The organism is Streptomyces sp. NPDC056128, assembly GCF_042263835.1.
Lineage (GTDB): Bacteria > Actinomycetota > Actinomycetes > Streptomycetales > Streptomycetaceae > Streptomyces.
Genome location: NZ_JBHJVQ010000001.1, coordinates 532469 through 550831, shown reverse-complemented (window position 1 = coordinate 550831; position 18363 = coordinate 532469). Strand labels below are relative to the sequence as shown.

The following is an 18363-nucleotide window of genomic DNA, read 5'->3' as shown; positions in this document are numbered from 1 at the left end:
CCCGGCGACGCTACCGTGCCGGTGCCGCGGCCGGTGCCGGCGCGTAGCCGGTGGGCCGGGCGGTGAAGGTGCCGCGGCCCTGGGTGCGGCTGCGCAGCCGGGTCGCGTAGCCGAACAGCTCGGCCAGCGGCACGGTGGCCGTGACCACGGTCGTACCGCCCCGCGGGTCGGAGCCGGTGACCCGGCCGCGGCGCGCGGCGAGGTCACCGAGTACGGCGCCGACCGCGTCCTCGGGCACGGTGACCGCGACCTCCACGACCGGCTCGAGCAGGACCATCTCCGAGGCGCGCAGGGCGTCGCGGAGACCGAACCGGCCGGCGGTGCGGAAGGCCGTGTCCGAGGAGTCCTTCACGTGGGTCCGGCCGTCGGTGAGCGTGACCCTGAGGCCGGTCACCGGGTGCCCGCCGATCGGCCCCTCGGCCAGGGCGTCCCGGCAGCCAGCCTCGACGGCCCGCACGAACTCCTGCGGCACGCCGCCGCCGGTCACCGTCGAGCGGAACACGAAACCGCCCTCCGCCCAGGGCTCGACGTCGAGCACGACGTGCGCGAACTGGCCCGCGCCGCCGTCCTGTTTGACGTGCCGGTGGACGAATCCGGTCACGCCCTCGCCGACCGTCTCGCGGTACGCCACGCCGGGACGGCCGACCGCGACCGCCAGGCCGTGCTCGCTCCTGACCCGCTCCACCGCGACCTCCAGGTGGAGTTCGCCCATGCCCGACAGCACGGTCTGCCCGGTCTCCGGGTCGGTCCGCACGGCCAGCGAGGGGTCCTCCTCGGTCAGCCGGGCGAGCGCGGCGGCCAGCTTGTCGGTGTCGGTGGAGCGCCGGGCCTCCACGGCGACGTGCACGACCGGTTCGGCCACGCCCGGAGGCTCCAGGACCAGCGGGTCGCCCGGCGCGCACAGCGTCGAACCGGCCCGGGCGGTCTTCAGCCCGACCACGGCGACGATGTCCCCGGCGACCGCCCGCTCCAGGGGGTCGTGCCGGTCGGCCCGCACCCGCAGGATGCGGCCGATGCGCTCGGTGCGGCGCGTGCCCGTGTCCCACACGGTGTCTCCCTTCTCGATGGTGCCCGAGTACACCCTCAGGTACGTCAGCCGTCCCGTCGGGGTGGCGTTCACCTTGAACGCCAGTGCGGTCATCGGCGCCGCCGGGTCGGCGGGCCGTTCCTCCTCCGTGCCGTCGTGGGTCCCGCGTACCGGCGGCACGTCCAGCGGTGACGGCAGGTAGGCCACGACGGCGTCGAGCAGCGGTTCGACTCCGCGGTTGCGGTAGGCCGAGCCGCACAGCACCACCACGCCGTCGCCGCCGCGCGTGAGGTCGCGCAGGGCTGCGGCGAGGGTGTCCGCGGTGAGCGTCTCCCGGTCGCAGAACTCCTCCAGCGCGGCCGGATGGCGTTCGGCCACCGCCTCCTCCAGCAGCCGCCGCCTGCGGACCGCCTCCTCGCGCAGGGCGTCGGGCACCGGGCCCTCCTCGGCCGTCTCCGCGCCGTCGGACCACACGAGCGCGCGCATGCGCAGCAGGTCGACAACGCCGGTGAAGCCGTCCTCGGCGCCGATGGGCAACTGCACCACCAGGGGTACGGGGTGCAGTCGCGCCCGGATCGAGGCGACGGCCGTGTCGAGGTCGGCGCCCGCCCGGTCCATCTTGTTGACGAACGCGATCCTCGGCACGCCGTGCCGGTCGGCCTGCCGCCACACGGACTCGCTCTGCGGCTCCACCCCGGCGACCGCGTCGAACACCGCGACGGCGCCGTCCAGGACGCGCAGCGACCGCTCGACCTCATCGGCGAAGTCGACGTGCCCCGGGGTGTCGATCAGGTTGATCCGGTGACCGTCCCAGGCACAGCTGACGGCCGCGGCGAAGATGGTGATGCCGCGATCGCGCTCCTGCGGGTCGAAGTCGGTGACGGTCGTGCCGTCGTGCACCTCGCCCCGCTTGTAGGTGGTGCCGGTGGTGTAGAGGATCCGCTCGGTGACGGTGGTCTTGCCGGCGTCGACGTGGGCGAGGATGCCGAGGTTGCGGATGGTGGTCAGGGGGTTGGTACGGGTACGCACGGCCGGTGGCCTTTCGCTGGTCTGCGAGCAGGGCGGCGCGATTCCCGGGACGGGCGGCACGTCGGAATGGGGCCACGGCCCTCAGGGCATGCGTGACGGGACGTCAGAGACCGGTCGCGGGCGTCCGGTGCCGGCCGCGCGGCGGACACCGGAGGGCCGAGGACACCAGGATCACCTCGTACCGGGACGGGGGAACGACGGCAGCGGTGCGGATACGCACGGCCCTGCTCCCCTCACTCGGTCTCGATGTCGTGGTGAGTGTAGGGAGATCGTTGACGTCGGCGCACCGGGTTTTCCGGCGTGCGACGCCGCGGAGGACGGGGAACGCGAAATGCCGGCCGGGATCTCTCCCGACCGGCATCCATCTGCCTGATCTTGTGTCCGAGGGGGGACTTGAACCCCCACGCCCGATAAAGGGCACTAGCACCTCAAGCTAGCGCGTCTGCCATTCCGCCACCCGGACCAGCTGTCTGTCGCGGCGCGGGGGTGTTCCCCGCGGCGACATGGACAACCATACCAAGGTTTCGCAGCGCCTTTCACCTGCGTTTCCTTCCCCTGAGCGGCGGTCCGCGACCGGCGGGGCCGGGGCGCCTAGGGTCGCACCATGAGTGACTGGACGGTTACCCGGAGCCCGCTTCCGCGTGGCCGGGCGCGGGCGCTGTCGCCGCTCCGGGAGCATCTGCGGGACACGTTCTGGTTCGCGCCCACCGCGGCGATGGTGGGCGTCTTCGTGGTGTGGCTGGTGGCTCAGGAGCTGGATGCCGCTCTCGTCCGTTCGCTGCAGGACGGCGGTGACTTCGACACGCTCGCCGAGCTGCTGCGGTTCGCGGACGACGCGAAGACGGTGGTGTCGGCGGTCGGCTCGGCGATGATGACGTTCATCGGGGTGGTGTTCAGCATCTCGCTGGTCGCGGTGCAGATGGCGAGCGGGCAGTTCACGCCGCGCGTGGTGCGGCTGTTCGTCCGCAGCCGGATCACCAAGGCGACCTTCGCGGTGTTCCTGGCCACCTTCGTCCTGACGCTGCTGGTCCTGACCAGCTATGACAGCAACCCGGACCCCCGCGCCGCCACCTCCGTGCCGCTGGTGCAGTCGGTGCTCACGCTCCTCATGGTCGCGCTGAGCCTGCTGCTCTTCGTGATGTACGTGAACGGCACGCTGCGGCTGATGCGGATCAGCCATGTGATCGCCCGGATCGCGGCGGAGTCCTTCCGTGCGGCGGCGCTGATGCCGGCGCCCGCTGACGACGCTGACGACGGGGAGGCGGACGGGCTGGGCCAGGTCACGGCGTGGGTCGCGCACGAGGGGCGGGCCGGGGTGCTGCGGGACGTGCACATCGCGCGGCTGGTGCGGGTGGCGCGCGGGCACGGGGTGGTGCTGCGGCTGGTCCCGCGGATCGGTGACTTCCTGGTGCCGGGCACGCCCGTGCTGGCGGTGCACGGCGGGGCCGCGCCGCCGCGCCGGGCCCTGCGGTACACGCTGTCGGTGGGGGTGGAGCGCACCTTCCACCAGGATCTGGCGTTCGGGCTGCGTCAGCTGTCCGACATCGGGCTGCGTGCCCTGTCCCCGGCGGTCAACGATCCGACCACGGCCGTGCAGGCCCTGGACCGGGTCGTGCAGATCCTGGCCGCCCTGTCCCGCCGGCCGCTGGACGCCGTGGTGCACCGGGACCGGCGCGGTGCGGCCCGGCTGGTGCAGCCCGTGCCCGGGTGGACGGAGCTGGTGGACCTGGGCTTCGCCGAGGTCCGTGGCTGTGCGGTGGGGGTGCCGCAGGTCTCGCGTCGCCTGCTGGCCGGGCTCGACGACCTGCTGCTGCTCGCGCCGCCGGACCGGCGCGAACCCCTTTTGCGCCACCGCGAGCTGCTGCGGCAGGCCGTCGAGCGCGGCACGCCGGCCCCGGCGGACCGGGCCTTCGCGCTGCTGCCGGACCGCCAGGGCATCGGCTGACCGCTACGGCATGAGGTGGCCGTCCGGGAAGTTCCCCGGCAGCCGCTCCCCCGCCGGGCCGCGGGTGACGGCCCGCACCAGCAGCTCGCCGCCCACGAAGGCGCCGCGCCAGGACGCGCCGTGGCCGCCGAACAGCTCGTCGCGGTCCCCGCGGGAACGTGGCACGCCGTGGCCGACCTTGAAGGCGCGGATGTGCGGCGCCAGCCTGTCGTACGTCGCCGGGTCGTCCGTGGACAGGGTGGCCACCAGCGCGCCGTTGGAGGCGTTCATCGCGGCCAGCAGCTCGGCCTCGGTGTCGACCAGGACGATGGTGTCGACCGGCCCGAACGGTTCCGCGTGGTGCAGCGGCGAGGACCGGGGCGGGTTGAGGAGGGTGACCGGATGGACGTAGGCGGAGGTGTCCTGGCCGGGGAGGAACCGCGCGTCGGCGGCGCTGCCGCGGTGCAGGGGCACGGCGCCGCGGTCGACGGCCTCGGCGACCTGGTCGTGCAGTTCCTTGGCCTTGGCCGCGTTGATGACCGGTCCGAGGTCGAGCGCCGGGAAGGGGTCGTCCGGTGCGTGGACGGCGAGCGGGTGGCCGACGCGCAGGGTGCGGACCGCCGGGAGGTAGGCCGCGAGGAACGCGTCGAACAGCTGCCGCTGGACGACGAAGCGCGGGTAGGCGGTGCAGCGCTGCTTGCCGTAGTCGAAGAGGCGCGGGATGACGGCGGCGAGGGTGTCCCAGTCGGTGAAGTTCCAGATGCCCCAGGTGTTGAGGCCCTCCTGTTCGAGGATGTGCCGCTTGCCGAGGTCGGCTACGGCGGTGGCGACGGCGGCGCCGGTGTCGCGGCCGCCGACGAAGGAGACGCAGCCGATCTCGGGCGCCCGCACCAGCGCCCGGGACAGCTCGCCCCCGCTGCCGCTGACGAGGGTGACGGGGACGCCCTCGCGGGCGGCGAGCGCGCAGGCCAGGGTGAGGCACGCGACGCCGCCGTCGGTCGGGGTCTTGGCGATGACGGCGTTGCCCGCGAGGGCCTGGACGAGCAGGGCGTGGACGAGCACGCTCATCGGGTAGTTCCAGCTCGCGATGTTGGACACCGGTCCGTCCAGCGGGGCCCGGCCCTCGGTCATCGCGTCGATGCCGTCGAGGTACCAGCGCACTCCGTCGACGGCCCGGTCGACGTCGGCCCGCGCGAGCCGCCAGGGCTTGCCGATCTCCCAGACGAGCAGCAGCGCGAGCAGGTCGCGGTGGTGGGCGAGGGCGTCGAGGGTGGCCGCGACGCGGGCGCGGCGTTCGGGCAGGGGGACGTGGCGCCAGGCGCGGTGCTGGTCGAGGGAGGCGCGTACGGCGCGGTGGGCGGTCGCGCCGTCCAGCCGGGGCGGGCCGGTGACGGGGGTGCCGTCGACCGGGCTGGTGGCGGGCAGGACGCGGCCGTCGGCCCGCCAGGTGGCGTCCCAGAGGTTGAGGACGCGGTCGTCGCGGAACGCCTCGGGGGCGACGGTGCGGCAGCGCTGCCAGGCGTCGGCCCAGGCGGTACCGGACTTGAGGGTGAGGCCCGGGGTGCCCTCGGCGGCGGCCGTCATGCGCGGGCTCCGTCCCGTGCGGCGCCGCCGAGTACGGAGAGGACGTGCCGTGCCGTCTCGGTCGGGGTGCCGCCGACCCGGACTCCGGCCGCCTCCAGTGCCGCCCGCTTCGCCCGTGCCGTGCCCGAGGAGCCGGACACGATCGCGCCCGCGTGGCCCATGGTCCGGCCCTCGGGAGCGGTGAAGCCCGCGATGTAGCCGATGACGGGCTTGGTGACGTGGTCGCGGATGTAGTCCGCCGCGCGTTCCTCGGCGTCGCCGCCGATCTCGCCGATGAGGACGACGAGTTCGGTGTCGGGGTCGTCCTGGAAGGCGGCGAGGCAGTCGATGTGGCTGGTGCCGACGACGGGGTCGCCGCCGATGCCGACGCAGGTGGAGAAGCCGATCTCGCGCAGTTCGTACATGAGCTGGTAGGTGAGCGTGCCGGACTTGGAGACCAGGCCGATGGGGCCGGGCTTGGTGATGTCGGGCGGGATGATGCCCGCGTTGGACTGGCCGGGGCTGATCAGGCCGGGGCAGTTGGGGCCGACGACCCGGGTGCCGCGCGCCTTCGCGTGGGCGGTGAGGGCGACGGAGTCGTGGACGGGGATGCCCTCGGTGATGACGACGGCGAGCCCGATGCCGGCGTCGGCGGCCTCGGTCACCGCGGCCTTGGCGAAGGCCGGCGGCACGAAGACGACGGTGACGTCGGCGCCGGTGTGGTCGATGCCCTCGCGCACCGATCCGAAGACGGGTACGGCACGTTCGTCGAAGTCGACGGTGCGGCCGGCCTTGCGCGGGTTGACGCCGCCGACCACGTCGGTGCCGGCGGCGAGCATCCGGCGGGTGTGCTTCATGCCTTCGGCGCCGGTCATGCCCTGGACGAGGACCTTGCTCTCCTTGGTGAGGTAGATCGGCATGTCGATCTGTCTCCCTATCCGGTTATCCGGCGGTGGACGCCGCGGTGGCGTGCCGGGCGGCACGGCGGGCGGCGCCGTCCATGGTGGTGGCCTGTTCGACCAGCGGATGGGCGCGGGCGTCGAGCAGGGCACGGCCCCGGGCGGCGTTGTTCCCGTCGAGGCGGACGACGAGCGGTTTGGTCGGCCGGACCTCGTCCAGGGCGCGGACGATGCCGTCGGCGACCGCGTCGCAGGCGGTGATGCCGCCGAAGACGTTGACGAGGACGGACTTCACGGCGGGGTCGGAGAGGACGACGGACAGTCCGTCGGCCATGACCCGGGCGGAGGCGCCGCCGCCGATGTCGAGGAAGTTGGCGGGCCGGGCGCCGCAGCCGGCGACCACGTCGAGCGTCGACATGACCAGTCCGGCGCCGTTGCCGATGACGCCGACCTCGCCGTCGAGCTTGACGTAGTTGAGGCCCTTGGCCGCGGCCCGTGCCTCCAGCGGGTCGGCGGCCGTGTCCGGTCCGCTGCCCCAACGGGTCTGCCGGAAGCGGGCGTTGTCGTCGAGGGTGACCTTGCCGTCCAGCGCCACCAGCTGCCCCTCGACGGTCCTGACCAGCGGGTTGACCTCGACCAGCAGGGCGTCCTCGCGGACCAGTACCTGCCAGAGCCGGACGAGTACGTCGACGCTCTGCGGTGGCAGGCCGGCGGCGTCCGCGATGCGTACCGCCGTCGCCGTGGTGACGCCCGCCGCCGGGTCGACGGGGACGCGCGCGACGGCCTCGGGCCGCTCGGCGGCGATCTCCTCGATCTCCGTGCCGCCCTCGGCGGACGCGATGGCGAGGAACCGGCCGGCCGCGCGGTCGAGGACGTAGGAGACGTAGAACTCCCGCTCGATCTCGACCGGTTCGGCGAGCATGACCACGCCGACGGTGTGGCCTTTGATGTCCATGCCGAGGACGTGCCGGGCGGCCTCCTCGGCCGCGGCCGGGTCGGCGGCGAGCCGTACGCCGCCCGCCTTGCCGCGTCCGCCGGTCTTCACCTGCGCCTTGACGACGGCGCGTCCGCCGAGCGCGCGGGCGATCTCGCGGGCCCGTGCGGGCGAGTCGGTGACCTCGGCCCTCGGCACCACGATGCCGTGTTCTGCGAAGAGTTCCCTTGCCTGGTGTTCGTACAGGTCCATTCCGGCTCCTGACTGAAAGTGCCGCACGCCCCCTGGACACCACCCACCGGATGCGGGATAACAAGCTTCATACAGTATTCGTCGACTGTATGCAATCTACCGCGAGAGCGCCCCAACCCCTTGTGAAGGGACAGGACTTCGCCATGCCCGACGACACCCAGGACCTCATCTCCGGCGGTCACCTCGTCGCCAAGGCACTCAAGGCCGAGGGGGTCGACCGCATCTACACCCTGTGCGGCGGCCACATCATCGACATCTACGACGGCTGCGTCGACGAGGGCATCGAGGTGGTCGACGTACGCCACGAGCAGGTCGCCGCGCACGCCGCCGACGGCTACGCCCGCATCACCGGAAAGCCCGGCTGCGCGGTGGTCACCGCGGGACCGGGGACCACCGACGCCGTCACCGGTGTCGCCAACGCCTTCCGCGCCGAGTCGCCGATGCTGCTGATCGGCGGTCAGGGAGCGCACACCCAGCACAAGATGGGGTCCCTCCAGGACCTGCCGCACGTCGACATGATGACGCCGATCACCAAGTTCGCGGCGACCGTGCCGGACACCGCACGCGCCGCCGACATGGTGTCGATGGCGTTCCGCGAGTGCTACCACGGCGCGCCGGGCCCCTCCTTCCTGGAGATCCCGCGCGACGTGCTGGACGCCAAGGTGCCGGCGGACAGGGCGCGGGTCCCGAAGGCCGGGGCGTACCGCGCCTCGACCCGTTCGGCGGGCGACCCGGAGGCGGTCGAGCGGCTCGCCGACCTGCTGGTGCACGCGGAGAAGCCCGCCATCCTGCTCGGCAGCCAGGTGTGGACGACCCGCGCGACCGAGGCCGCCGTCGACCTGGTCCGCACGCTGAACGTCCCGGCGTACATGAACGGCGCCGGCCGCGGCACCCTGCCGCCCGGCGACCCGCACCACTTCCAGCTGTCGCGCCGGTACGCCTTCTCCAACGCCGACGTCATCGTCATCGTCGGCACGCCCTTCGACTTCCGCATGGGCTACGGCAAGCGGCTGTCGCCGGACGCGACCGTCGTCCAGATCGACCTCGACTACCGCACCGTCGGCAAGAACCGCGACATCGACCTCGGAATCGTGGGCGACGCCGGGCTGGTGCTCCGGTCGGTGGCCGAGGCCGCGTCGGGGCGGCTCAACGGGGGCGCGTCCAAGCGCAAGGAGTGGCTCGACGAACTGCGCGCGGCGGAGCGGACCGCGCTGGACAAGCGGCTGCCGCAGCTCAGGTCGGACGCCTCCCCCATCCACCCGTACCGGCTGGTCAGCGAGATCAACGACTTCCTCACCGAGGACTCGGTGTACATCGGCGACGGCGGCGACATCGTCACCTTCTCCGGACAGGTCGTACAGCCCAAGTCGCCCGGCCACTGGATGGACCCCGGGCCGCTCGGCACGCTCGGCGTCGGGGTGCCCTTCGTGCTCGCCGCCAAGCAGGCGCGACCCGACAAGGAGGTGGTCGCCCTCTTCGGCGACGGCGCCTTCTCGCTCACCGGCTGGGACTTCGAGACCCTGGTCCGCTACGACCTGCCCTTCGTCGGCGTCGTCGGCAACAACTCCTCGATGAACCAGATCCGCTACGGCCAGGCCGCCAAGTACGGCAAGGAGCGCGAGCGGGTCGGCAACACCCTCGGCGACGTGCCCTACGACGAGTTCGCCCGGATGCTGGGCGGCCACGGCGAGGAGGTCCGCGACCCCGCCGAGATCGGCCCGGCCCTCAGGCGCGCCCGTGAGTCCGGCAAGCCGTCCCTGGTCAACGTCTGGGTGGACCCGGACGCGTACGCCCCCGGAACCATGAACCAGACGATGTACAAGTGAGGTGAAGGCCCATGACAGCCAAGGCTCTTGAGGGCATCCGCGTGCTGGACATGACGCATGTGCAGTCCGGGCCCTCGGCGACCCAGCTGCTCGCCTGGCTCGGCGCGGACGTCGTCAAGCTGGAGGCGCCCAGCGGTGACATCACGCGCAAGCAGCTGCGCGACCTGCCGGACGTCGACTCCCTGTACTTCACGATGCTCAACTGCAACAAGCGGAGCATCACCCTCAACACCAAGACCGAGCGCGGCAAGGACATCCTCACCGAGCTGATCCGGCGCTCGGACGTCATGGTCGAGAACTTCGGGCCGGGCGCGGTGGACCGGATGGGGTTCACCTGGGACCGCATCAAGGAGATCAATCCACGGATCGTCTACGCCTCCATCAAGGGGTTCGGCGACGGCCCGTACACCGCCTTCAAGGCGTACGAGGTGGTCGCGCAGGCCATGGGCGGATCGATGTCCACCACCGGTTTCGAGGACGGGCCGCCGCTGGCGACGGGCGCCCAGATCGGGGACTCGGGCACGGGCGTGCACGCCGTGGCGGGCATCCTCGCCGCGCTGTACCAGCGGGAGCGCACCGGGCGCGGGCAGCGGGTGAACGTGGCCATGCAGCACGCGGTGCTCAACCTCTGCCGGGTGAAGCTGCGCGACCAGCAGCGCCTGAGCCATGGTCCACTCGCCGAATATCCCAACGAGGACTTCGGCGACGAGGTTCCCCGGTCCGGCAACGCGTCCGGCGGCGGGCAGCCGGGCTGGGCGGTCAAGTGCGCGCCGGGCGGCCCGAACGACTACGTGTACGTCATCGTCCAGCCGGTCGGCTGGCAGCCGCTCAGCGAGCTGATCGGCCGGCCCGAGCTGGCCGACGACCCGGAGTGGGCGACGCCGCAGGCGCGGCTGCCGAAGCTAGGCAAGATGTTCCAGCTGATCGAGGAGTGGTCGTCCACGCTGCCCAAGTGGGAGGTGCTGGAGCGGCTGAACGCCCGCAACATCCCGTGCGGGCCGATCCTGTCCACCAGGGAGATCATCGAGGACGCATCGCTGGCCGCCAACGAGATGGTCGTCACCGTGCCGCACCCCGAGCGGGGCGAGTTCGTCACCGTCGGGAGCCCGCTCAAGCTCTCCGACTCGCCGGTGAAGGTGACCAGTTCGCCCCTGCTCGGCGAGCACAACGAAGAGGTGTACGTCGGCGAGCTGGGTCTCGGCGACGAGGAACTGCGCCTGCTCAAGTCGAACGGGGTGGTCTGACGTGATGGCCGAGGACCGGGTGGCGCGGGTGCGGGCACTCCTGGACTCCGTGCGGGCCGAGGGGCGCACCGCGCTGACCGCGCCCGAGGGAAAGGTGCTCGCGGACGCCTACGGGATCGCCGTACCGGGCGAGGAACTGGCCCGGGACGTCGAGGAGGCGGTGGCCTGCGCGGCGCGCTTCGGCGGGCCGGTCGTGATGAAGATCGTCTCGCCCGACATCCTGCACAAGACCGACGCCGGCGGTGTGGTCGTCGGGGTGGAGGGCGCGGCGGACGTGCGGGCCGCGTTCCGCCGGATCGTCGACAACACGCGCGCGTACGACGCGTCGGCGCGCATCGAGGGCGTGCAGGTCCAGGAACTGCTGCCGCAGGGGCAGGAGGTGATCGTCGGCGCGGTGACCGATCCGACGTTCGGGAAGGTGGTGGCGTTCGGGCTGGGCGGCGTGCTGGTCGAGGTCCTCAAGGACGTCACGTTCCGGCTGGCGCCGGTGGACGCCGACGAGGCGCTGTCCATGCTGGACTCGATCCGGGCGGCGGAGGTGCTGCGCGGGGTGCGCGGGCAGGCAGGCGTCGATCGGTGGGCGGTGGCCGAGCAGATCCGCCGGGTCTCCGAACTCGTCGCTGACTTCCCGGACATCGCCGAGGTGGACCTCAACCCGGTGATCGCCACGCCCGAGGGCGCGGTCGCGGCCGACATCCGCGTCATCCTGGCCACCGACACGCCGAAGCAGCGCCGCCGGTACACGCGCGAGGAGATCCTCACCTCGATGCGGCGCCTGATGCAGCCCTCCTCGGTGGCGGTGATCGGCGCGTCGGGCGAGCCCGGCAAGATCGGCAACTCGGTGATGCGCAACCTCGTCGACGGCGGTTTCGCGGGCGAGATCCACCCGGTGAACCCTAAGGCCGATGACATCTTGGGCCGCAAGGCGTACAAGAGTGTCACCGACGTTCCCGGTGAGGTGGATGTGGCGGTCTTCGCGATCCCCGCGCGGTTCGTGGCGGCGGCCCTGGAAGAGGTGGGACGCAAGCGGATCCCCAACGCCGTACTCATCCCCTCCGGCTTCGCGGAGACCGGCGAGCAGGCGCTCCAGGACGAGATCGTGGCGGTCGCCGAGCGGTACGGCGTACGGCTGCTCGGGCCGAACATCTACGGCTACTACTCGACCTGGCAGGACCTGTGCGCCACGTTCTGCACGCCGTACGACGTCAAGGGCGGGGTCGCGCTGACCTCGCAGTCGGGCGGGATCGGGATGGCCATCCTGGGTTTCGCGCGGACCACGAAGACCGGCGTGTCGGCGATCGTCGGCCTGGGCAACAAGTCGGACCTGGACGAGGACGACCTGCTGACCTGGTTCGGCGAGGACCCGCGCACCGAGTGCATCGCGATGCACCTGGAGGACCTCAAGGACGGGCGCGCCTTCGTCGAGGCCGCGCGGGCGACGGTGCCCAGGAAGCCGGTGGTCGTGCTCAAGGCGGGGCGGACGGCGGCGGGCGCGAAGGCCGCCGGGTCGCACACCGGGGCGCTGGCCGGGGACGACGCCGTGTACGACGACATCCTCCGGCAGGCGGGCGTCATCCGGGCGCCCGGGCTGAACGAGATGCTGGAGTACGCGCGCGCGTTGCCGGTGCTGCCCGCGCCGGAGGGCGACAACGTGGTGATCATCACCGGGGCCGGGGGCAGCGGCGTACTGCTCTCGGACGCGGTGACGGACAACGGCCTGTCGCTGATGGAGATTCCGCCGGACCTGGACGAGGCGTTCCGCGCGTTCATCCCGCCGTTCGGCGCGGCGGGCAACCCGGTGGACATCACCGGGGGCGAGCCGCCGTCGACGTACGAGGCGACGATCCGGCTGGGTCTGGAGGATCCGCGCATCCACGCGCTGGTCCTCGGCTACTGGCACACCATCGTCACTCCCCCCATGGTGTTCGCCGAACTCACCGCGCGTGTGGTGGGCGAGTTCCGCGCGCGGGGCATCGAGAAGCCCGTGGTGGCCTCCCTCGCCGGCGACGTCGAGGTGGAGGAGGCGTGCCAGTACCTCTTCGAGCACGGGGTCGTGGCCTACCCGTACACCACCGAGAAGCCGGTGGCCGTGCTCGGCGCGAAGTACCGCTGGGCGCGGGCCGCGGGACTGCTGGGGGGCGGCACATGAGGTGAGCCCGCGGAGGGCCGGCCGACGGGTGCGCGTCGGCCGGCCCCGGAACCCGCGCTGCGCACGAAAGGCATGGGACAGGGGGCGCTGGCCAGATCTTTCGACGCAAGGGGTGCAAACGACATGACAACCACGGACGTCACACGGGTCGCCGTCTACCGGGAGGTGACCGACCGGAACGGACGCGTCTATCGCGTGGGCGAGTCCGACATCGACATCATGGGGCGCAAGCGCAAGTGGATGGTGATCCTGCCCTGGATCGGCATGATGGGCATCTCCTCCGCCGAGTACGCGTTCGCGTCCGCCGAGGACACGCTCCACGAGGCGCACCACTGGTCCAGCGGCAGCATCTACTGGATGATGACCGCCTGGATCTTCTGTCAGGCCGCCGTCGCGTTTCCGGCGGGGCGGCTGCGTGAGAACGGCAAGCTGCCGGCCCGCTGGGCGATGATGCTGGGTTCGGTCGGCACGCTGCTCGGCTATCTGTCCCTGGCCTTCGCACCGCACGTCGCGCTCGCGTTCATCGGGTTCGGCGTGTTCAGCGGCATGGGCGCGGGCATGGTCTACGCGACCTGCGTCAACATGGTCGGCAAGTGGTACCCGGAGCGCAGGGGCGGCAAGACCGGCTTCGTCAACGGCGGTTTCGCCTACGGCTCGGTGCCGTTCGTCTTCCTCTTCCACGGCTACATGGACGGCTCCAACTTCCGCTGGGTGCTGGTCTCCGCGGGTGTCTTCCTCGCCGCGACGGTGGCCCTGGCCGGGGTGTACTTCCGGGACCCGCCGAAGAACTGGTGGCCCGCCGCCGTCGACCCGCTGAACCCGCCGGACGACCCGCGGGCCCGGCGTTCACTGGAGAAGAACCCCCCGGCGACCAAGCAGTACTCCCCGCTGGAGGCCTGGCGGACCGGCCGGGTGGCGCTGATGTGGTTCTGCCTCGCCTGCACCTCCGGCGTGAACATCTTCGGCATCGCCTTCCAGGTCGACATCGGCGAGGAGGCGGGCTTCGCGGCCGGGATCGTGGCCACGGCGATGTCGCTGAAGGCGATCGTCAACGGCACCGGGCGCGGCGTCATCGGCTGGCTCTCCGACCTCTACGGCCGCAAGCGGTGCCTGCTCTACGTGTGCGCGATCCTGGGCCTCGCCCAGTTCGGCATCATCTGGTCGGCCGAGATCAAGAACCTGCCACTGTTCCTGGTCTTCTCCGCCGTCTCCGGCTTCGGTGGCGGTGCCATCTTCCCGATGTTCGCGGCACTGACGGCGGACTACTTCGGCGAGAACAACAACGCCACCAACTACGGGATGGTCTACAGCTCCAAGCTCGTCTCCGGTCTGGGCGCGGGCATGGGTGCCGTGGTCGTGGGCGCCTGGGGCTACAACGGAGCGTTCATGCTGGCGGGCTGCATCTCGATCTTCGCGGGGTTCGTGGCGCTGTTCCTGCAACCGCCGGGACGGCCGAGGGACAAGCGCATCGCGCCCAACCCCCGGCCGCTCGGTGAGGAGTGACCGCACCACTCCGCTTCGCACGGCCTTGGCACGGCTTTCGCACGTTCTTCGTACGGACGGGCGGCCCTCCCCGCGGCGTGGGGAGGGCCGCCCGTCCGTGCGGCGGCGGGTCAGCAGCGCTTGCGCAGGGCCGCCAGGTTGTCGTAGCTGATCTTGGCCTCCCGCAGCGACTGCGCCGGGTCGGTGGCGCTCGGGGAGTTGTCGTCCTCGATCATCGGGTTGTGGTAGTTCCGCTCCCCGACCCGGGAGAAGAACGTGCGGTAGTCGATGACCCCCGTGCCGAAGGGCACCATGTCGTAGCCCATGCCGTTGGTGGTGCTGGCCACGCCGTCCTTGGCGTGGAACAGCGGGTAGCGCTTGTTGTTGCGGGCGACCAGACCCGCCGGGTCGAAGACGTCCTTCCGGGTCGAGCCGTCGTGGGCGGTGTAGGAGTGGAACTTGTACTGGGCCACGTGCGCCCAGAAGATGTCCATCTCCAGCCAGACCACCCTCGGGTCGGTGACCTTGAGGAAGTACTCCAGCTTCCGGATGCCCGAGCTGCGGGTCGGCCGGCCCTGGTCGTCCAGCGGGCCGCCGTCGAGCAGGAAGCCGTAGGCGCCGTCGTGGTTGTGGGTGTAGAGCTTGATGCCCTCGCGGCGGGCTATCCGGCCGAGGGCGTTCCACTTGTCGGCGGCCACGTCCCAGTCGGCGCGGTAGGAGCTGCCGGTGGGGTCGCCGCCGGTGCCCATGTGGTCCATGCCGAGGATGTTGGCGATCTCCAGGTGCTTCTTGAAGGTGTCCTTGTCCTCCGCGGTCAGCGGCCAGGAGGACGGGATGAAGCCGTGGTTGCCCTGGGCGCGCAGGCCGTAGTCGTCGAGCCAGGAGCGGAGCAGTTTCGCGCCCTTGACGGACTCCAGGCTCGCGCCGCCGGGGGCGTTGGCGTGCTGGTTGTATCCGGCGAACTCGACCTGCCGGAAGCCGTGGCGGGCGAGCTGCTTGAACACCTCGCGGAAGCCGGAGGGCAGGTCGGAGGCGAGGGGATCGCGGGCGGTGGCGTCGCGGACGGTGTAGAGGATGATGCCGCGCTTGTCCGCCGGGACGAGGACCCGACCGCGGTCGTGCCCATGACCGTGGTCGTGGTCGTGGTCGTGTCCATGGCCATGGCCGTGGCCTCTGTCCCGGTCCTGGGCGAGGGCCGGGGCGGCGCCGAAGACGGGGGCCGCGACGGCTCCCGCCGCCACCGCGGTGCAGGTGCTGAGGAAGCGGCGCCGGCCCACGCCGAGGCTGCGGCGGAGGCTCTCGTCCGGGCCGTCGAGGGCCGGGTCCGTGCCGGCGTCGGTGCGGGAGGGATCGGTGAACGGGGTCACGGTGCCTGCCTTCTGGGTCGTGGCCTGCCCCGATGCGGCTCGGGCGGGCCGTTGTCAGTGCCGTGTGTTTCACTCTCAGTAGCTGGATCTCGGCGGCGCGTGTGACGGAGCGTCAGTCGAGACCGGCCAGCCGGAGCAGGAGTTGTTTCACATCAGTGGCCGCTACGCGGTCTCCGACAGCGCGGGGGGTGGAGCAGATGAGGAGCGGACCGTCGTCGTCGCTCGCGGGGAGGCGGCCGTGGCTGCCTCGAATAGGTGAGGGATCCAGGGGCACCACCGCCATGCGGTAGCGCATGCCGAGTTTCTTGCGGGCCAGGGCGGAGGCCGCCTTGACCTTGACGTAGGGGTCGAGCGGGTCCATGAACAGCTCGACCGGGTCGTAGCCGGGTTTGCGGTGGATCTCGACGAGCTGCGCGAAGTCGGGCGCGCGGTCGTCGTCGAGCCAGTAGTAGTACGTGAACCAGGCGTCCGGCTCGGCGACGGCGACGAGTTCACCGGCGCGGGGATGGTCGAGGTGCTGGGCCTTCTTGCCCTCGTCGTCGAGGAGTTGCGCGATGCCGGGCAGTTGGTCCAGGGCGGCGCGGGTCGCGTCCAGGTCCTCGGGGCGGCGAACGTACACGTGGGCGATCTGGTGGTCGGCGACCGCGAAGGCGCGGGAGGCCATCGGGTCGAGGTACTCCATGCCGTCCTGGGTGTGCACCTCGAGGAGGCCGGCGCGGCGCAGGGCGCGGTTGATGTCCACGGGCCGGCTGACGGGGGTGATGCCGTACTCGGAGAGCGCGACGACGGTCCGCCCCTCGGCACGGGCGTCCTCGAGGAGCGGGGCCAGCGCCGCGTCCAGGTCGGCGGCGGCCTTCAGGGAGCGGGGGTCTTCGGGGCCGAAGCGCTGGAGGTCGTAGTCCAGGTGAGGGAGGTAGCAGAGCGTCAGGTCGGGATGCCGGGTGGCCATGATGTGCCGGGTGGCGTCGATGATCCACTGGCTGGAGACCAGGTCCGCGCCGGGCCCCCAGAAGTGGAAGAGCGGGAAGGTGCCGAGCTTGTCGGTGAGTTCGTCGTGCAGGGCCGGGGGCCTGGTGTAGCAGTCGGGTTCCTTGCGGCCGTCGGCGTAGTAGACGGGACGGGGGGTGACGGTGAAGTCGGTGTCGGCGCCCATGGCGTACCACCAGCAGATGTTGGCCACGGTGTAGCCGGGGTGGGCGCGGCGGGCGGCGTCCCAGAGCTTGTCGCCGGCGACGAGTCCGTTGTGCTGGCGCCACAGCAGGACGTCGCCGAGTTCGCGGAAGTACCAGCCGTTGCCCACGATGCCGTGCTCGCAGGGGTGGGTGCCGGTGAGGAAGGTGGACTGGGCGGCGCAGGTGACGGCGGGCAGCACGGTGCCGAGCGGTGCCCGGGAGCCGGACTGGCCGAGCCGCTTGAGGTGGGGCATGTGGTCGAGGAGACGGGGGGTGAGGCCGACGACGTCCAGGACGAGGAGGGGGGTCGGGCGGGTCATGGCAGTTCCTTCAGGCCGAGGTCGGTCAGCAGGTCGCGGGCGAGGGTCAGCTCGGCGGCGATGCCGTCGGTGAGCTGCGCGCGGGCGCGGGGCCGCAGCTCGGGCGGGAGGGCCTGCCAGGTGTAGGTCTCGACCTCCAGGTGGCGGGTGAGGGGGCGCGGCCCGCCGACGAGCCGGGTCAGCGCGGCCTTGAGCACGGGGAGGGTGGAGGTGAGGGGCGCGGCGGGGGCCGCGTGCAGGGGGACGTGGAAGTGGGCGCGCCAGGGCGCGGTGTCGGGCAGGGGGCTGCCGTCGGCCAGGGCCTCGTCGAGGTCGTCGGTGCCTTGCCGGCCGCCGGCCGTGGTGGTGGTCCGGGTCTGGTGCAGGAAGCGCGGCTCGGCGAAGGCTGCCAGCGCCTCCCGGACCGCCGGGTCGCCGGGGTGCTCGGCGTGCAGGGCGGCGGACAGCTGGGACTTGACGACGGGGACACGGGCGGCGGCGAGGGCGTCCAGAGCGGTGTCCGGATCTTCGAAGGAGGTGGCGAGATGGCAGGTGTCGACGCAGACGCCGATCCGGTCGTGGCCGATCGCGGTCAGCGGGGCGATCGCGTCGTGGGTGGTCTCCACGACGCAGCCGGGTTCGGGTTCGAGGCCGATGCGGATGGAGCGGCCGGTCAGTTCCTGGAGCGCGTCGAGGCGTTCGGCGAGCGTGCCCAGCGCGGCGTGCGCCTTGTCGGCGCGGGTCTCGTCGTACGCGGTGCGCCAGGCGAGGGGCAGCGTGGAGATGGTGCCGTCGGTGACGTCGTCGGGCAGCAGTCCGGCGAGCAGGCGGGCCAGGGAGGTGGTGTGCTCCAGGCGTTCCGGGTCGGCCCAGTCCGGCTTGTAGACGCGGTACTTGACCTCTTCGGCGCCGAAGCCCTCGTAGGGGAAGCCGTTGAGGGTGACGACCTCCAGGCCCCGCCGGTCGAGTTCGGTGCGCAGGCCGCGCAGCGCGGCGGGGTCGGTGACCAGGGCGTGCGCGGCGTCGCGGGCGAGCCACAGCCCGATGCCGAGGCGGTCGCGGCCCAGGCGGCGGCGGACCGGCTCGCAGTGGTCGCGGAGCTGGGCGAGGACGCCGTCGAGGGTCTCGGCGGGGTGGACGTTGGTGCAGTAGGCGAGGTGGACGGTGGAGCCGTCGGGGTGCCGGAAGCGCATGGC

The 18363-nt window shown here is 72.1% G+C and carries 12 protein-coding genes and 1 tRNA gene; 5 read left to right on the top strand and 8 right to left on the bottom strand.

What is annotated here, in order from left to right; translation table 11 throughout:
- Nucleotides 1-10: 10 nt before the first annotated feature.
- Together fusA and ACFC1X_RS02455 are read right to left on the bottom strand one after the other, a co-directional pair.
- Entirely contained in the window at nucleotides 11-2056 is a 2046-nt protein-coding gene (gene fusA / locus ACFC1X_RS02460; RefSeq protein WP_376348057.1) for an elongation factor G, read from the bottom strand.
- Between the two features lie 378 nt (nucleotides 2057-2434).
- Nucleotides 2435-2519: transfer RNA gene (locus ACFC1X_RS02455), tRNA-Leu, on the bottom strand.
- 141 nt (nucleotides 2520-2660) lie between these two features.
- On the opposite strand from ACFC1X_RS02455, the gene ACFC1X_RS02450 reads away from it, so the two are divergent.
- Nucleotides 2661-4001, top strand: coding sequence for a DUF2254 domain-containing protein (locus tag ACFC1X_RS02450; RefSeq protein ID WP_376348055.1), 1341 nt, complete (start codon nucleotides 2661-2663; stop codon nucleotides 3999-4001).
- Nucleotides 4002-4004: 3 nt separating this feature from the next.
- Here ACFC1X_RS02450 and ACFC1X_RS02445 read toward each other — a convergent pair whose 3' ends face one another.
- From ACFC1X_RS02445 to sucC, 3 genes are read right to left on the bottom strand one after another with little or no spacing between them, the layout of a single operon-like run.
- Nucleotides 4005-5564 (bottom strand): aldehyde dehydrogenase family protein, encoded by a 1560-nt coding sequence (locus ACFC1X_RS02445; RefSeq protein ID WP_376348053.1) that lies wholly within the window; start codon nucleotides 5562-5564, stop codon nucleotides 4005-4007.
- On the bottom strand, nucleotides 5561-6463 hold the full coding sequence (gene sucD / locus ACFC1X_RS02440) for a succinate--CoA ligase subunit alpha (protein ID WP_376348051.1): 903 nt from the start codon (nucleotides 6461-6463) through the stop codon (nucleotides 5561-5563). Before sucD ends, ACFC1X_RS02445 begins: the two co-directional genes overlap by 4 nt.
- Before the next feature lie 22 nt (nucleotides 6464-6485).
- Nucleotides 6486-7628 carry an ADP-forming succinate--CoA ligase subunit beta gene (sucC, locus tag ACFC1X_RS02435; protein ID WP_376348049.1) on the bottom strand — a complete coding sequence of 381 codons (1143 nt, stop codon included), beginning with the start codon at nucleotides 7626-7628 and terminating at the stop codon, nucleotides 6486-6488.
- A gap of 143 nt (nucleotides 7629-7771) precedes the next feature.
- Here sucC and ACFC1X_RS02430 point away from each other — a divergent pair, with 143 nt between their 5' ends.
- The 4 genes from ACFC1X_RS02430 (at nucleotide 7772) to ACFC1X_RS02415 (ending at nucleotide 14350) form a co-directional block, all read left to right on the top strand.
- Nucleotides 7772-9454 (top strand): thiamine pyrophosphate-binding protein, encoded by a 1683-nt coding sequence (locus tag ACFC1X_RS02430; RefSeq protein WP_376348047.1) that lies wholly within the window; start codon nucleotides 7772-7774, stop codon nucleotides 9452-9454.
- Between the two features lie 11 nt (nucleotides 9455-9465).
- Complete coding sequence (gene frc, locus ACFC1X_RS02425) at nucleotides 9466-10698, top strand: formyl-CoA transferase (protein ID WP_376348045.1); 1233 nt, start codon at nucleotides 9466-9468, stop codon at nucleotides 10696-10698.
- A gap of 4 nt (nucleotides 10699-10702) precedes the next feature.
- Nucleotides 10703-12847, top strand: coding sequence for an acetate--CoA ligase family protein (locus ACFC1X_RS02420; RefSeq protein ID WP_376348522.1), 2145 nt, complete (start codon nucleotides 10703-10705; stop codon nucleotides 12845-12847).
- Nucleotides 12848-12970: 123 nt separating this feature from the next.
- Nucleotides 12971-14350: an OFA family MFS transporter gene (locus ACFC1X_RS02415; RefSeq protein ID WP_376348043.1), complete on the top strand. Its 1380-nt coding sequence runs from the start codon at nucleotides 12971-12973 to the stop codon at nucleotides 14348-14350.
- A 110-nt stretch (nucleotides 14351-14460) separates the two neighbouring features.
- On the opposite strand, the gene ACFC1X_RS02410 is transcribed toward ACFC1X_RS02415, so the two are convergent.
- The 3 genes from ACFC1X_RS02410 to eboE form a co-directional block, all read right to left on the bottom strand.
- Entirely contained in the window at nucleotides 14461-15696 is a 1236-nt protein-coding gene (locus tag ACFC1X_RS02410) for a sugar phosphate isomerase/epimerase family protein (protein ID WP_376348041.1), read from the bottom strand.
- Nucleotides 15697-15808: 112 nt separating this feature from the next.
- Nucleotides 15809-17188: a nucleotide pyrophosphatase/phosphodiesterase family protein gene (locus ACFC1X_RS02405; RefSeq protein WP_376348039.1), complete on the bottom strand. Its 1380-nt coding sequence runs from the start codon at nucleotides 17186-17188 to the stop codon at nucleotides 15809-15811.
- On the bottom strand, nucleotides 17185-18360 hold the full coding sequence (gene eboE / locus ACFC1X_RS02400; protein WP_376348037.1) for a metabolite traffic protein EboE: 1176 nt from the start codon (nucleotides 18358-18360) through the stop codon (nucleotides 17185-17187). The genes ACFC1X_RS02405 and eboE overlap by 4 nt, the downstream gene beginning before the upstream one ends.
- Nucleotides 18361-18363 lie beyond the last annotated feature (3 nt).